The following is a 14,766-nucleotide window of genomic DNA, read 5'->3' on the forward strand; positions in this document are numbered from 1 at the left end:
GGGAGATCTAGAGATCTTGGTGTCATTTTCTGGGGAGACTAAACCGGTTATCAGTTTGCTTGAAATTTTCAAAAAGTTGAACGGAATTGTAATGTCAATTACTGGTAAAGAAACATCAACATTAGCTAAAAAGTCGGATTTCAAAATAACTCTAGAAGAAAAGGTTAAGCCAGGTCAGCCTCGAAGGTTCTATATGAGAGTGGCATACGTTTTAAGCCCCTTGCCAGTTAGGTTAATAGAAACGTTGAGTAGAAGAGGATTGAAATTACCAGAATACCTGATCAGTTGGTATCACTCAGTTACACAATAGATTAGCCATGCGCACGCATCAGAGTTTGCCCGTTCTTTGCTGGGCACATCTCTGGCTGCTTAAAGTTCCCTTAAGTATCTTGCCTAGTCAGATTCAAATCTTCAGCGCAACCAACCAGAAATCTTTTATAATTTTGACTTAAAAGCTACTACGTGATTTACATGAATATGAAAGGTGAAGAAATTCTCGGAAAGAAAATCGTCTGCGAAAATCTGGATGTGGGCAAGGTTAAGGAGCTCATATTCGACCTCGATCAATGGAAGATTACTCACCTTGAGATCGAACTGACTAAAGAAACGGCTGAAATGGTTTTGGGCGTGAGAAAAAGCGGGATACGAAACTTGCTCGCTGTTTCCGCCATAAGTGGGGTGGATCAGACAATAAATTTGAAGGTTACAAAAGGGCAACTTCGAATATATCTAATACCACCAAAGGTTCAATCATAAACGCATACAGAAGGAGTTCAATATAGGCAATCCGTCGAAGCCACGAATTTCTATCATGCTTTCATCCTTGTTACACTGGTCGAAGCTTTGTAGATCAGATGTAATCGTACACACTAGAATTCTGCAAAATCAGAGTGCATGTTTATTGTTCATTCTCGCATTTTCTCTGTTAGGAATTCCCTTTGCTGTTTCCTGTTCATTTTCTCTAATTCATCTTTGTATTTTCGGCGAAGTAGCTTGAATTTGCAATAGCTGTAGAGCGCGTCATAAACATAAGCAGCTTTCTCAATCGCTTCAAAATCGTCTTTCACATTAAATCTCGCGCCAGTCATTATTGCACTTAATCCTATTCCTTCAGGCGCTAGATCAGTGTCACGGGTATCTGCAGAATGGACGGTTTTTGCGAGTTCATGGAGCACCGGGTCTTCAAGCTTGTACTCATCTATTATGGTTTCGAAGCTGCATTTGCCTTCTCTATGTCCAAGCTTCACTCCTGGCGCGTCAAAAGGTGTTGCCCCTTGGTTTTTCACTATCTCTTCTATTTTCTCTGTAGACACAAAGATGAATTCTGCTTGTGGGTCTATGAACTTTTTGATAAGCCATGGACATGCTGTTCTGTCCACATGAACAAAATCGCGAGTTACCCACTTCACAAAGTTCGCCTGTCCAAGATAGCTGTAACTATTATTAAAGTCTATTTTTCCAGGATTTCTTTAGGATTAGAAAGCATCCACGCCAGAGCGCTCATCTTCCAAAGAACTGTAGAAAAAGCATTAGCTGAACCTAACCTACATAATAAGAGGGATGTTACTTGACTCACCATTGGGGATATGTAGGCGCCATTGTGTCAGCGATTTTGTTTGGAGCATTTTCAACTCTGAACAAAATTACTTTAGAAGCTGTTAATCCTTTGATCGTTGCTGGGATGATTTATTTTGTCGGTGGTATTTTCCTATTCATAGTTCACCTTTCTCCACTTTACAGGAAGGTTCTCGCTCTATTTGAAACCCCCACGGAAACTGAAACTAGCATATCAAAAAAAGATTACAGAATCCTTGCCCTTGTTATTCTTTGTGGCTCAATCATTGCACCATTAATGCTTTTGCATGGCCTTAGCGAAATTACGGCGATTAATGCTGCATTGCTCCTTAGCACAGAATCATTGTTCACTGTTCTGATTGCTTTTGCTTTTCTGCAAGAGCGGGGAGCGAGAAAAGACTATTTTGGTATTCTTCTCTTGCTTCTCGGAGTTGTGTTTATTACAACAAATGGTGAATTTGATAGACTTACTCTAACCAAAGAAGTTGTTGGTAGTTTACTGATAATAGGTGCTTGTTTGTTTTGGGGCATAGATAATAACCTGAGCAAATTTCTGAGCAAGAAGCGAGATATCGTGATGGTAACTGGATTGAAATGCTCCATCGGTGGTGCTGTTCTGCTAGTTATGTCTCTTCTTCTTAGAGTTAGTTTTATTATTCCCGTAACTTCAATACCATACATATTGTCGGTGGGAGCCTTCAGCATCGCCTTCTCTATTTTGTTATTTCTTTTTGCATTAAGAGAAATTGGTGCCATGCGAACAGGAGTCATTTTTTCTACATCCTCTCTCTTTGGTGCAATTTTTGCTTTCGTCATTCTTAGAGAAACTTTTACTCTCATTCAGTTACTGGCTGGGTTAGCCATGTTGTTGGGAGTTTTCATTCTTTATCGAAAATGATTGTGCGATGAACTCTAAAAACCCAAGAAAAACGCTTTTTCTCATCAAAAGGTGATGGAAATAGCTTCAAATCATAGTTTAAACCCTCGTGGAGGGGAGGTCACTATCACGAGGAGGGGTCGGGAGTTAATGGATCTTGGATGAGGATTATGTTCGTTTGGGTGTAGTAGGTGCTATTAAGTGGAAGGGAGGGGGGGAGTTAAGGAGGAGGTTTAAGCAGAGTGAGTGCTTTGAAGCGTTGGGTTTTTTAGGAGAGGCTTTGTGCTCTGTGATCGTTGTGTTTTTGATTGTGAGGTGCAAGTTTTTCGATTATATCTAGTAAAGGCTTTAACATGTGAGAAATCGGTCCTAACTCATTTAGCATTTCTTTCAGGTTTTGTATGTCAGCTTTGTTAACTGCTCCTATTAGTAGAGCCATTGTTGTGTAGGCAATTAGGAAAGCTGTCGCTCCGATGATTAGTTTTATCCAGCTGGCTAGGCTCAGTTGAGATATTATTGTGTAAGTGATTGTGGCTGCAAGTGCAGATGCTGACAGTATTTTGGATGACGAAGCCCAGTCGATTGTGGCTTTAAAGTGTTTTTTTATGTACCAGAGTCCTATGATTAGGCTTGGAATTCCAGCGGTGAGGGCGGTGGCAATTAGACCTACGATTCCGAATCTTGGGATTAAGAGTAGGCTCAGTGGGAAGCCTATGGCTGACGTGATTAGGGTCAGTTTTAAGTTGAATTTTGTTTTTCCCTGGCCGTTTATGAGGGTTCCGAGGCTTAGGTTCCCGAATGCTGAGTATAGGTAATTGACGGCGAGTAGGGTTAAGTAGAGTGGTGCATAGGTGTATTCTTCTCCAAAGAGCGTGGAAATAGCTGGTTGCGCTAGGGCTATGACAGCTGCTGCTGCTGGCACAACGAGGAGAGCAGCGAATTTTACTGAAAACTGGAAAACGTTTCTCAGTGTTTCCGTGTCTTTTTCGGGATTTAGTTTGGAGAAAGCGGGGAACAGCACTGTGACTATCGGTGTTGCAAAGAATGTGATTAGAATGGCGAAGTTCGCTGCAACTTGGTAGTTGCCAATTAAGAGGTCCGTGCAGTAGATAGCCATTAGGAAATTGTAGAATTGTACAAGGAATCCGCTTAGAATGGCTGAAATTGACAGGGGCAGCCCATATTTGAGCATGGTTTTCACTGTTTCTAGAATGTTTAATTTGGCGTCGTCTAGTCTTTGGAGATTCTTGTAAAGGGCTAAGTAGAGGATTAGTATGCTGATTAACCCAGCTATCAGGAAAGCTACTGTGGATCCGAGAGTTGCCCCGAAAACTCCGAAGCCGAGGACTACAAGGAGAGGCATTAGAGCGGTTTTAATGACAGATCTGCATATCATCGTAACGCTGTTGAGCTCCATTTTTTCATAGCCTACGAAAGCGGATTGAGCAGCTGTTATAAGGGCTCCTGCAAAGATGATGAAGGATGCTACTTGGATTAAAGGTTCTATTTCAGGGCGGTGGAAAATGTTTGTTGCCAAGAAGCCGGAAAGCATGAAGGAAATGAAGGTTAGGGAGAAGCCTAAAACGAGTTCAAAAAGCACTCCTGCAGCCAAGATGCTTTTAACCTCTACCGTTCTATGTTCTGCCTTGTATTGAGCGGTGTATTTTATCATCGCAGAGTTTACGCCCCAATCTCTGAACGTCGAGATAAGATTTGGAGCTAACAAGGCGACTGTAAGGATACCGTATTCAGGTGGAGATAGAAGCCTTGCTACGAGTATAACGCCTACGGCGGAGATTATTGAGGAAGCTGCTAAGCCCCAGAAAAGGTTGAATCCGCCCCTAGCTGAAACCCTAGCCATCCTAATTGCTTTACTCATCAAAGTCCTTCTCCAAACATTCTAATTGCATACTAGTCACGAAAACTCTTAAGAAAGCTTTTGGTGTGCGGATGCGCGCACGTTCGTTGGGTGTTAAAGATTTTATATTTTATAGCATATTAGACTGCACATCTCATGCATGGTGTGTTTATGATAAGAGAGGATTTTAAACCAAGATTGCTTTTTTTGTGTGCTTCTCATACTTTGCTTCATGTGTACACAAATCTTCCCCTTGCTCTCTTACCTATTCTAATTAGTGAATATGGGTTATCTATTGTCATTGCAAGTATTATTGTGTCTATTCCTCGAGTTTTCTCACTGGTTTTTTCAATTCCGAGTGGCTTGCTTGCTGATCGCTTAGGTCACACGAAGCTTATATCGTTCAGTTTGTTTTTGCAAGTGCTTGCTGCTTCTTTGATATTGTTATTTCCTACTGTGGAGGCTATTGTTCTATGTTTTTCCTTAACTGCCCTGGCATCAACCTTTTATCATCCGCCGGCTTTGAGTACAACCACTAATATTATACCTTCAGATTTCTTGAGTAGAGGGTTAGGTTTTCATGGCGCAAGCGGTACTCTTGGGATTGCTCTTGGGCCTATCACATTAGGACTTATTCTAAGTTGGTTTGAATGGAGATACGTTTACCTAATTTGGGCTGTGCCAATATTTGTTATTGCAGTTGTGGCCTTGTTCGTGAATATGAATGAGTCTTCTCCTGTGGAGGATAGTGAGACAAAAGGAAAAGGTTTGACTACGCCGTTAAAGGATGTTTTATCTGTCACTTTCTTGTCTTTTCTTCTACTGATGCTTTTTAGAAGTGCTGCGGGTGGAACCATTTCAACATATTTGACAACCTATCTCACTGAGAGTAAAGGGCTAGATGCCAGTTTGGCAAGCATCATTTTTGGTTTAAGTCCCTTAATTGGTTTGGCAAGCGTCATTATAGGAGGTTATGCAGGAGATAAGTTTGGCTGGAAAAGGTCCCTTACATTGATTATTTCAACGGTGTCTGTTGCATTGTTCTGCATGTTCGTCTCGACTTCAACGATCCAAACTGTACTGTTTTATCTTGTTTATGGTTTCTTCAATATTATGACTATGCCAATCACAACTTCGTTAGTCGCAAAAATCATACCACCGAAATCAAGAGGAACTGCCTACAGCCTACAATTCATTCCTATGAGCATCATAGGCATAGTGATGCCGATAATGTTAGGCGTATTAATCAATCTCCTTGAGATCTGGATAATTTTTCCCATAGCAATAGTCTTCTACATTATTGCTCTTGTTATTACTCAAGTTTTGAAAATGTAGAAGAAAATATTCTGGTGCGCACTCTAAAGTCGTACCAACCTTGAAGAATCATGTAAACCGTAGAGGTGGGCTATCCTTAAGTCATGCGCGCACGTCATGATAGTTTTTTGTAGCTCCAAGAAAAAACTAGATTTCCATTTAAGCGTAGGCGATTTTTAGGCGTTGAATTAGTTTTAGGTGTAAAGGTTTTTTCCTCCACTGCTGTCTTAATCTGTTGTTGCTCAGCTTGTTGGATTTGGATTTCGCTAAAGTCTCGGGGATGCTCTTTTCTTTCGCTTAATCTTTCTTCAAGTCTCTTTAACTTGGCCTGTGCTCCTATAATATGCCTAACTGAGTTATGCTCCACTATGAGTTTTTTTCTTGATTTGTGAATTAGCAGCCTTTCTTCAAATATCTTGGTTTTTTCACCTAGGATTCCTTCTTTTTCGCTCAATGACTGCAGCTCATTTCTGAGTTCAGTTTTCTTCTTCTGCAGTTTTTTTAGTTCTAGGCTCATAGTGTTTTGCTCACTAGGCCTTGTAAATATTCAGACTAAATAAGTCAGTTATGAAACGACAATCAATATTTGAACTGCATTTACTCTTGCAAGGATGGTTTGGAGTTTAGAATGGGGATGTGGATATTTTTGATTTGGTTGTTATCGCCTTATCCTATGGCTCTCAGGAAGGCGACCTTGCTGGTCAGTCGAACTTTGACTTGAATGACTATGGGGAACTTAGAATATTTGATGTGGTTATTGCTGCTACAAACTATGGGAAAACTTGGTAATACGCACAAGGTTTTTCTGTTTTGCCTCCCAATTTCGACACGGTATCAGTCATGAATTCTAAGGGAGAAATTCTATACCTATCTCGACTTGACATAGAGAGACTAAACATCTCAATCGAAGAGATCATTCGAATCGTTGAAGAAGCTTTCCGAGAAAAAGCAAAGGGAAAAGTTGAGGTACCACCCAAACATGGTATACACCCTCAGAGAAACGCCTTCATCCACGCCATGCCAGCCTACATACACAATATGAAATCAGCAGGAGTCAAATGGGTCAGCGGATTTCCAGAAAACCCCAAACGTGACTTGCCATACATATCGGGGTTGCTCATCTTGAACGATCTTGAAACAGGTATCCCGACTTGCGTTATGGACTGCACTTGGATAACAGCTAAACGAACCGGCGCAGCAACTGCCATTGCAGCAAGATACTTGGCTAGAGAAACCTCGAAAACCTTGGGTATCCTGGGATGTGGTGTTCAAGGCAGAAGCAACCTCGAAGCCTTAACAGCCGTGTGCAAGACCCTAGAAGATGTAAAGGCTTACGATGTCAGCGAGAAAAACCTGCAGACATATGCAAAAGAGATGACCATCAAATTTGAAATAAAAGTTACCCCCGTTAACTCGCCCAGAAAAGCGGTTGAACACTGCGACATAGTTGTAACCGCAGGGCCAATTCTGAAACACCCACAACCAGTAATTGAAACTTCATGGCTCACGGACGGCGGCTTCGCGTGCCCCCTAGACTTCGATTCATACTGGAAGCCAGAAGCTATGCAATCAATGGACAAATTTTGCACCGATGACAACGATCAGCTGATATATTACAAGGAACTAGGATACTTCTCCAACATACCGCCTGTATATGCAGAATTAAACGAAATTATTAGCGGCGAAAAACATGGTCGCGAAAACCCTCAAGAACGCATCATGTCAATGCATTTAGGTCTGGCTATAGAAGACATGGCGGTAGCTGTCCTTATCTACGAGAAAGCGAAGAAGACAGGAGTTGGGATAAGACTCCCACCATAGCCATAAACACACGCGAAGAATTAAGACGTGGAAACGCGCGCGCAAATGGATCTGGTTTCAGACAGCCTTCAACTCTTTAACGTTTGGAATATCCCGAACAGAGACAAACGCTACGGATTAGATTTTAAAGGTGTGATACCTGGGCAGATTGCCGAGAACATTCTTTACTATTTCACAGAGCCCTTCGACGTTGTGGTGGATCCGATGGCTGGGGGTGGATCAACAATTGACGTGTGTAGAGCGATGATGCGCCGTTACAAGACATACGACATTAATCCTATGCGAGAAATAAGCATGCTTCCTGAACGCTGGTGATACTCTATTTATGTATTTTAAATTCACAAGCAATAAGTTCGCTGACTTGTGACTAAGACTACAGTGAGTTGAGATGGCTAAATGTCCAGAGTGTGGAAAGCCCTTAGTGAAGAGAACTAGAAAGAGGAAGTACCACTGCGAAAATGAGGATTGCTCAGTCATATATGTGCGTTATCCCAACGTACCAGCATTAAGAGTAGTTATCTATGAGTCAACGAAAAAGAGGAACTGCAAAATAAATTAACTGTCTTGTTTTAAAACAACATCTACATCACAATTCGGGCATTTCCAGTCGTTTTCTATCGCACAGAGCATACAGGCTCTAACCCTGCACTTAGGACATGCATAGCTAATAATAACATGTTCTTCGCAATGAGCGCATTCCTTTAAGCAAAGTTCAGCCATGTTCCTTGTTTTCATGTCCAACTACCTCCTCCAAGTCCCTATGCGTGAAGCCGCAGTTCCAACTGCAACACCAAATTCACTCAAACTTTTCCGATACACCATAGAACAGTGCTTTCTCAAATCAATATTTAGGGGCTTCTAAGCAACGACAACCAGCAAAGCTGAGAGGGAGGAAAGTGAAACAGATATTTGTACATGCACGCACGAGCCTAGCTAAAAACCATAAGAACGAAACTTCTATTCTTAGAATGGTGTGCTTATGAATACAAAGTTGCTTGCTCCAATAATATTGTCTCTGTTGATTGGAACTGGAATTGGCTATTCAGTTTCTCTTCCTCAAATTTTCTCACTCCAGTCTGAAACCTCTAGGTTGGAATCAGAGGTTTCAACAATACAAACTGAATACAGTGATTTCAATGCAACCTACAACCAACTGATAATGGATTATAGTGAGCTTTTGGCAGAGTATGGTCTATTGCAAACCAGCTATGAGTCTTTGAATCCAACTCACGAGACACTTCAAGACACTTATGAACTGCTTGAGCAGCGGTAGGAGGTTCTACAAATCAAATGTGACTCTTTGAACTTATCATACTATCAACTTCAACAGGCATATGAGCAACTTGAAGAGGGTTATGAGCTTGCTCTAGCGGGTAGCGAAATTAGAGGTGTTTACTTTTCGCCAAACGGGGGGTGCGAACAAGCAGTCATCAATTGGATTGAAAAAGCGAACTCCTCAGCATTCATTCTCATATACAGTTTCACGCTTGACTCGATTGGAGACTCTTTAGTTGACGCTCACAACCGAAACATAGATGTGAAAGTTGTTTTTGAGAAGAGCCATATAAGTGGGTATAGCGAATATCAGAGACTAAAGAGCAATGGAGTCGATGTTAGAAACGACACAAATTCGCAATCTATGCACAACAAAGTCATGGTTGTTGACGGACAAGTCGTTCTGACTGGAAGTTTCAACTGGTCAGCAAACGGAGAAGAACGTAATAATGAGAATTTGATTGTCGTCTATGGGAACCACACTGCCAATCTCTACGAAGAAGAATTTTGGAAAATCTGGAATGCTAGCATTTAATTATAGTAAACGCACGCGCATGTATTATCCCTAAAGATTTAAACTAAAACTCGTTTAAATAGGAACGCGCAGAAAGGGTGATGCTGAAACCATGAATTTTGATGACATTGAAGTAAATTCAATTACTAAACATTTCGAAGACACGGTTGCCGTGGACGATGTCTCGATGAACGTTGCGAGAGGAGAACTCTTTGGCTTGCTGGGACCTAATGGCGCTGGAAAGTCTACGCTTACAAAGATGCTTTGTGGAATGATAAACCCCACTTCAGGCACAATTAAAGTTGGGGGATTCAACATTCAAGACGAGCCTATGAAGGTGAAAGAATTGCTAGGCGTTGTTCCGCAAGACATTGTTTTGTACGATTACATGAATGCTCGTGAAAACCTCGCCTTTTTTGGAAAACTTTACGGATTGACAGGAGGCAAACTCAAGAATAGAATTGAGGGACTTTTGAAGTTCACTCAGCTGGACGAAAAAGCTGTAAGACGTCACATTTCCACTTACTCGGGTGGCATGAAACGCCGCGTCAACATAGCTGCTGCCCTTCTCCATGAGCCTCAAGTTATCCTTTTAGACGAACCTACTGCCGGACTTGATCCTAAAAACAAGTTAGCTCTTTGGGAAATTATTCAGGCCTTGCATAAAGAGGGAAAAACCATAATGCTAACAACGCACATGATGGATGAAGCGGAAGAACTATGCAGTCAAGTGGCAATTATGGACAGGGGCAGAATCATCGCGCTAGGCAGCCCTCGTCAACTCATTAAAAAGGTCAAGATGGAAAACACCATAACCGTAGTTCCAGACAAAATAACCTCGAAACTGATAGAAGCGGTAAAGGAGATTTCAGGAGTCAAAAGATCTTACAGGGCTTATGACGAAAATGAAGAAGTCGAAGTATTAAAAATAATCACAAGAAAAGCGGAGGATGTCTTGCCAGACGTAGTATCAGCTATCTCCTCTGTGAGAACAAAAATCCTGTCTATTGAACTTTCTCGCGTCACGCTTGAAGACGTGTTCATTTTACTTACAGGACGAAGCTTGAGAGAAGAGGAGGAACAATTATGAAACTCAAGAGAACGATAAATCAAGTATTCGCAATTGCAAAAACAGATTTTCTTGGAATTGCACGAAACAAAACCGCCATCTTCTTCACATTGATCTTTCCGTTGTTTTTCCTGATGATAATTGGCTTCACGTTTGGCACTCAAGGCACAGGAGAAACAGGCCGAATTCAAGTCGGAACAGTCAACCTCGACGCAAAAACGATTGATGTAAATGGCATCGCCTCTCAAAACAGTACAATTGGAGACGCATTTGTTCAAGCGTTGAAAGACGTCAACTTCACCGTTTACGATTACGGTGAGTACGGCGATAAAGACACCAATGGCACTGCTGCATATGATATAAGCCGCGAGCAGATCAAAATTGCTGTGGTTATACCAGCTAACTTTACAGAAACACTCTCTTTCCAATATACAGACAGCTTAGGAATGCCAATCCCAACAAAAGCTCACTTTGACATATACACTGACCCAAGCGACCCCACAGGTTCTATAATCGCACAGCAGAGTATTCTTGGCTTCATCTCTGGATTCATAAGAGAATATCAAAAAATTGCGATTGATCAAATTCCAGAGAGTCTTCAGGGTTACGCTGAAGTTCTCGCCGATCCGATTACAGTTTCAACCATTGAAGCAGACGTCTCTGGACGCCAGCTAAGGTGGATTGACTACATGGTTCCAGGCACACTTGGCCTTGTCCTCATTTGGAGCGGGTTAAACCATGCTTCTGTGTCGATTGCAAGTGAGCGTGCAAAAGGAACTTTTCAGCGAATGATTATCGCACCGGTCTCTCCCGTAACTGTTCTAGTGGGAAAGATCGTCTCCTGCTTGGCAATCGTCTATTTATCTGCGACCATCATGCTTGCTAGTGGCATACTTCTTTTTCAGGTTAATCTCTACTGGAATATTCCAGCAATTGTATTGTCAATCTTCTTAGGGGCAATTTCTGCAATAGGGCTTGGACTGATAATTTCCTCTCTTGCAAAAAACGAAGAAGCTGCCAATTCAGTCGCAGTTTTAATCAGCGTGCCACTCCAATTTTTCATTGGCGCCTTCTTCCCCCTCTCTATAATGCCAGAGTCAGCTCAAATTTTTGGGGAGGCTCTTCCGTTCACGAAATTGGTCAATGCCATGCAGAGTATTATGACGAAAAATCTTCCCTTTGAAGCGATAATGCCAGAAATCGTCTACATGTCAATCTCCGGTGTGATTCTATTTGCGTTAGGGGTAGTAGCATATCGGCTATCTCTGAAAAGGCTGTGAGTTCGTATGATTAGAGAGTCTTTGTTTCCTGATTTTTGGTTGTAATTGTCTTCAAAGAGAGCCAATCTCTGTACAGCGAGGGATAGAAGGGAGACTTGTTCACTGTGTTTCTCTTTCAGTTCTCGCCTTGGCAATTACGGATTCAATAAAAGACGTTTTTGCCTCAGTGTATTCTTCACGATCTGAACCGTACTGGGTTGCTAGTCTCTTCTTCAATTTGAAATATTCTTGAGCCACTTCAGGATGGGTCCTAAGATAGTCTCGAAAGAGTAGATGCCGCTTCCAGAAATCGCTTGTCAGTTCAACCATGTGTAGATGATAGTGCTGTTCCTTTGGCGGTTTGCCTTTGTGGAAATAGCGTCTTTCCGGCATTAAATCTTCATGCTCGGGAACATATTCATAGCCGATGCTTTCTAAAGGCCTAATACACTTCTTAGCGTCACTGAGATGATTAACAGCAACTATTATGTCAATAACTGGTTTTGCTCCTAATTTAGGAACAGCAGTACTTCCTATATGCTCGATTCTCACAACAATGTGTCCTATAGCATCTAGAATCAGACATCTCTCCTTCTCATACAATAATGGCCATTGAGGATCGTAGTCTATGATCTTAACACGTCGGCTCATTTCGCTAAACTCTGAACAGAAAAAGGCAATAAAAGTTTCTAAGTTTCTTTTTCGGGACTGATCATAAATTAGAAAATCCTAGGATTTTTATTTAGTTAGAAATTATAAATTAGAAACCTTAACCATTCACTTTGCGCTCTCAATGATTCCGGCTGATTCCTAAAGAAGAAAGCCAAATCAGACGCAAATGTTTCTCAAGCGATTTGTGCATGCAAACGCTGGCTATTTTAGTCAGCTATGTCTACCATCTTAGTGGCTTCGGTGATTTGAAGTGAAGGATGAACACTACCGATATGGAATATGCGGCGTTTACTGCGGTCAATGCCCTAGCGGAAATGGTAGAGTGAAAATGATTGCGGGGGAATTGAAAAGACTCGTCGACACAGTTCGCTATGATTGGGTTGGGCACGTAGTAAAATCGTTCAAATTTGAAGAGTTCAGAAAAGGCTTAGAGTGGTTTGCTAATGCACAATGCGCTATGTGTCTGAATGGGGGAGGTGCACCTTGCGAAAATAGGAAATGCGCCGAAGAAAAGAATCTTAGAAGCTGTCTTCTTTGCGACGATTACCTTACTTGTAAGCATACGGAATATCATAGAGATTGGTATCCCTTCGTTGTTGAAAACTACAACCGCGTAAGAGAAGTAGGGTTTGAAAAGTATCTTGAAGAGGAAGAGGAAAGAAGCAAGGCAGGCGTCGACTTGATGGGGCATCTAGAAAGAAGATGCTGTAAGGTCGTCAAGCTTGAAGAATAGCAATTGTGCACACAATATCTTTAGCGGGTGGTCAGCGCAAGGTCAATGACGTGTGCATGAGTAGTGACCATATGCTAAGGTTTAGTCTCTTGCTTGCTTATCCCCTCTCCTCTCCCTTTCTTGTTGTTGCATTCATGCAAACTTTGACAAAAAGACGCGCGCGCGCGCAACTGTGCGCTTTTGTGCTCTTTTTTCAGTTTTCTTGGAAAAGCGCATACTTCTGAACTAATGGAAAGCTATCAAATTGAAATGCGCGCATTGTCATTTGATAGGATTCCACCATTCCAGAATGGAGCTATGATCCTGTCAAAAAAAGATATGTTTTTCGTGTGTCTAAGTATGGGCAGTAGCGAAAGTAGCCCAAAGTCTTCCAATTTGACAGCCCGTCAGAAGCGCATGTTGGAAGGATATATTCCAAATACTTATTCACCCTTCATAACTCTTTTCTAGTTTCTTGATACCCTTTGGAAGCTTAGGTTGAATGAAAATGTTTGCAAAATCTCTTTTGTGGAAAAAGACGCACACGATGATATTTACGGCAACCCTTATTTGCATAATGATTTCAGCAGCTCTATCTGTAACATCTGTCAGGGCAAGTCCAATAACAGTCGTAGCTTCACCGTCCAGTGGATCAGCTGGAACAATTGTTTCGGTGTCTGGTAATGATGCTACTGCATATGGAGAAGTGAGAGTCTACTTGGATTATTCCATCGGTTTTTTCATGGCAACAACGATTGCGAACTCGACTGGAGGGTATTCCACTAACGTCACTGTGCCAGCTTTTCCTTCCGGGCCCTGCTCCATACTTGTACTCGACGTAACGACAGACGATACTGCTTTCGTTCCATTCATTATCCAGACCAAGATAGCGGTTACCCCTGACGAAGGATCATGCAACGACGAAGTAACTGTGGCAGGTTACGGCTTCGACAGTGTTAGCCTCATAACGCTAACATTCAACGGAACTAATGTGACACCATGGCCACAACCTCAAACAGACGAGTTTGGCTCCTTTAAAGCTAAATTTTACGTTCCCAAAGTTCCAAATGGAACATACGATGTCAACGCAAGCGATGGAACAAACTATGCTCTGGTCTCATTTAAAGTGATTCCGAAGATCACATTGAGCCCAACAAGTGGGCCATCAGCTACAGCAGTTTTCATTAGCGGTACCGGATTTGCACCGAGCGCCGTAGTGTCAATAGAGTTTAGCCACATCAACGTAACTATGTATCCACCTTTTCTAACTGACTTGGACGGTTCATTTATGCAGCTTTTCTTTGTTCCCGAAGTATCCGACGGAGTATACACAGTCAACGCTACTGATGACACTGGAAATTCAGCCGTTGTCCAGTTCTTGGTGCCATCTCCAATACTAACCCTGGAGCCAGACACAGTTACTGGATCCTCAATAGTCATTGCAAAGGGTTCAGGTTTCCCTCCAAACCAACCAGTACTTCTGTATCTAGAAGACAACATGATGGTCGGTCTAGTGGATCTGATGATTGGAAGCAAGGCGTTGTTTGCAGACGAGTATGGAATATACGAGTATTCCTTTGTCGTTCCAGTTGCTAAACCAGGAGTCTACCAAGTCATAGCCTACAGCATAGATAGCTTTGGATTTGTCAAAGGTGAAGAATTGGCATCAGCCCCTATAACAATAGTTGCAGACGCCTTATTGCTAGAAATAAAAGACAAGATAGCTACAATCATAATACCGGACCTTGGAATAATAAAGGAAAACCTAACTGCGATTGATGCAAAGTTAGTCAGCATCGACGGAACCATAGTAACAATCA

The 14,766-nt window shown here is 41.9% G+C and carries 17 protein-coding genes; 13 read left to right on the forward strand and 4 right to left on the reverse strand.

The window, feature by feature from the left end; all coding sequences use genetic code 11:
* Both KAU88_06230 and KAU88_06235 read left to right on the forward strand, forming a co-directional pair.
* A partial coding sequence (locus tag KAU88_06230; protein ID MCK4478106.1) for an SIS domain-containing protein occupies window positions 1-310 on the forward strand: 310 nt, incomplete at its 5' end.
* A 161-nt stretch (window positions 311-471) separates the two neighbouring features.
* Complete coding sequence (locus KAU88_06235; GenBank protein MCK4478107.1) at window positions 472-756, forward strand: hypothetical protein; 285 nt, start codon at window positions 472-474, stop codon at window positions 754-756.
* Between the two features lie 149 nt (window positions 757-905).
* Here the strand turns inward: KAU88_06235 and KAU88_06240 are convergent, their stop codons facing one another.
* Complete coding sequence (locus tag KAU88_06240; protein MCK4478108.1) at window positions 906-1,409, reverse strand: chromate resistance protein; 504 nt, start codon at window positions 1,407-1,409, stop codon at window positions 906-908.
* Window positions 1,410-1,567: 158 nt separating this feature from the next.
* Here KAU88_06240 and KAU88_06245 point away from each other — a divergent pair, with 158 nt between their 5' ends.
* The gene (locus KAU88_06245; GenBank protein ID MCK4478109.1) at window positions 1,568-2,473 is read left to right on the forward strand and encodes a DMT family transporter; all 906 of its coding nucleotides are present in this window, start codon (window positions 1,568-1,570) and stop codon (window positions 2,471-2,473) included.
* Between the two features lie 247 nt (window positions 2,474-2,720).
* Here the strand turns inward: KAU88_06245 and KAU88_06250 are convergent, their stop codons facing one another.
* Entirely contained in the window at window positions 2,721-4,331 is a 1,611-nt protein-coding gene (locus tag KAU88_06250; GenBank protein ID MCK4478110.1) for a flippase, read from the reverse strand.
* A 150-nt stretch (window positions 4,332-4,481) separates the two neighbouring features.
* Here KAU88_06250 and KAU88_06255 point away from each other — a divergent pair, with 150 nt between their 5' ends.
* On the forward strand, window positions 4,482-5,645 hold the full coding sequence (locus KAU88_06255) for an MFS transporter (GenBank protein ID MCK4478111.1): 1,164 nt from the start codon (window positions 4,482-4,484) through the stop codon (window positions 5,643-5,645).
* A 94-nt stretch (window positions 5,646-5,739) separates the two neighbouring features.
* Here KAU88_06255 and KAU88_06260 read toward each other — a convergent pair whose 3' ends face one another.
* Entirely contained in the window at window positions 5,740-6,141 is a 402-nt protein-coding gene (locus tag KAU88_06260; GenBank protein MCK4478112.1) for a hypothetical protein, read from the reverse strand.
* Window positions 6,142-6,260: 119 nt separating this feature from the next.
* On the opposite strand from KAU88_06260, the gene KAU88_06265 reads away from it, so the two are divergent.
* From KAU88_06265 to KAU88_06295, 7 genes are all read left to right on the forward strand, one after another.
* Entirely contained in the window at window positions 6,261-6,413 is a 153-nt protein-coding gene (locus tag KAU88_06265; protein MCK4478113.1) for a hypothetical protein, read from the forward strand.
* Window positions 6,414-6,464: 51 nt separating this feature from the next.
* The gene (locus KAU88_06270; GenBank protein MCK4478114.1) at window positions 6,465-7,445 is read left to right on the forward strand and encodes an ornithine cyclodeaminase family protein; all 981 of its coding nucleotides are present in this window, start codon (window positions 6,465-6,467) and stop codon (window positions 7,443-7,445) included.
* 27 nt (window positions 7,446-7,472) lie between these two features.
* Window positions 7,473-7,760: a hypothetical protein gene (locus tag KAU88_06275; GenBank protein MCK4478115.1), complete on the forward strand. Its 288-nt coding sequence runs from the start codon at window positions 7,473-7,475 to the stop codon at window positions 7,758-7,760.
* A gap of 664 nt (window positions 7,761-8,424) precedes the next feature.
* Window positions 8,425-8,718, forward strand: a complete 294-nt coding sequence (locus KAU88_06280) for a hypothetical protein (GenBank protein ID MCK4478116.1) — start codon at window positions 8,425-8,427, stop codon at window positions 8,716-8,718.
* A 27-nt stretch (window positions 8,719-8,745) separates the two neighbouring features.
* Window positions 8,746-9,255, forward strand: a complete 510-nt coding sequence (locus tag KAU88_06285) for a phospholipase D family protein (GenBank protein ID MCK4478117.1) — start codon at window positions 8,746-8,748, stop codon at window positions 9,253-9,255.
* A gap of 91 nt (window positions 9,256-9,346) precedes the next feature.
* Window positions 9,347-10,324: an ATP-binding cassette domain-containing protein gene (locus KAU88_06290; GenBank protein MCK4478118.1), complete on the forward strand. Its 978-nt coding sequence runs from the start codon at window positions 9,347-9,349 to the stop codon at window positions 10,322-10,324.
* A complete protein-coding gene (locus KAU88_06295; protein MCK4478119.1) occupies window positions 10,321-11,583 on the forward strand; it encodes an ABC transporter permease in 1,263 nt (420 codons plus the stop codon). Before KAU88_06290 ends, KAU88_06295 begins: the two co-directional genes overlap by 4 nt.
* A gap of 99 nt (window positions 11,584-11,682) precedes the next feature.
* Here the strand turns inward: KAU88_06295 and KAU88_06300 are convergent, their stop codons facing one another.
* Entirely contained in the window at window positions 11,683-12,213 is a 531-nt protein-coding gene (locus KAU88_06300) for a GrpB family protein (protein MCK4478120.1), read from the reverse strand.
* Window positions 12,214-12,484: 271 nt separating this feature from the next.
* Between KAU88_06300 and KAU88_06305 the strand changes: the two genes are divergently transcribed.
* Window positions 12,485-12,967: a DUF3795 domain-containing protein gene (locus KAU88_06305; protein ID MCK4478121.1), complete on the forward strand. Its 483-nt coding sequence runs from the start codon at window positions 12,485-12,487 to the stop codon at window positions 12,965-12,967.
* A gap of 526 nt (window positions 12,968-13,493) precedes the next feature.
* Window positions 13,494-14,766: hypothetical protein (locus KAU88_06310; protein ID MCK4478122.1), on the forward strand; the 1,273-nt coding region annotated here is incomplete at its 3' end.

This window comes from Candidatus Bathyarchaeota archaeon (genome assembly GCA_023131225.1).
GTDB lineage: Archaea > Thermoproteota > Bathyarchaeia > Bathyarchaeales > SOJC01 > JAGLZW01.

Coding starts and splice junctions, on each gene's coding strand:
- KAU88_06280 (MCK4478116.1), top strand. CDS start 8,425: ATGAATACAAAGTTGCTTGCTCCAATAATATTGTCTCTGTTGATTGGA.
- KAU88_06250 (MCK4478110.1), bottom strand. CDS start 4,331: ATGAGTAAAGCAATTAGGATGGCTAGGGTTTCAGCTAGGGGCGGATTC.
- KAU88_06295 (MCK4478119.1), top strand. CDS start 10,321: ATGAAACTCAAGAGAACGATAAATCAAGTATTCGCAATTGCAAAAACA.
- KAU88_06290 (MCK4478118.1), top strand. CDS start 9,347: ATGAATTTTGATGACATTGAAGTAAATTCAATTACTAAACATTTCGAA.
- KAU88_06235 (MCK4478107.1), top strand. CDS start 472: ATGAATATGAAAGGTGAAGAAATTCTCGGAAAGAAAATCGTCTGCGAA.
- KAU88_06270 (MCK4478114.1), top strand. CDS start 6,465: ATGAATTCTAAGGGAGAAATTCTATACCTATCTCGACTTGACATAGAG.
- KAU88_06300 (MCK4478120.1), bottom strand. CDS start 12,213: ATGAGCCGACGTGTTAAGATCATAGACTACGATCCTCAATGGCCATTA.
- KAU88_06255 (MCK4478111.1), top strand. CDS start 4,482: ATGATAAGAGAGGATTTTAAACCAAGATTGCTTTTTTTGTGTGCTTCT.
- KAU88_06260 (MCK4478112.1), bottom strand. CDS start 6,141: ATGAGCCTAGAACTAAAAAAACTGCAGAAGAAGAAAACTGAACTCAGA.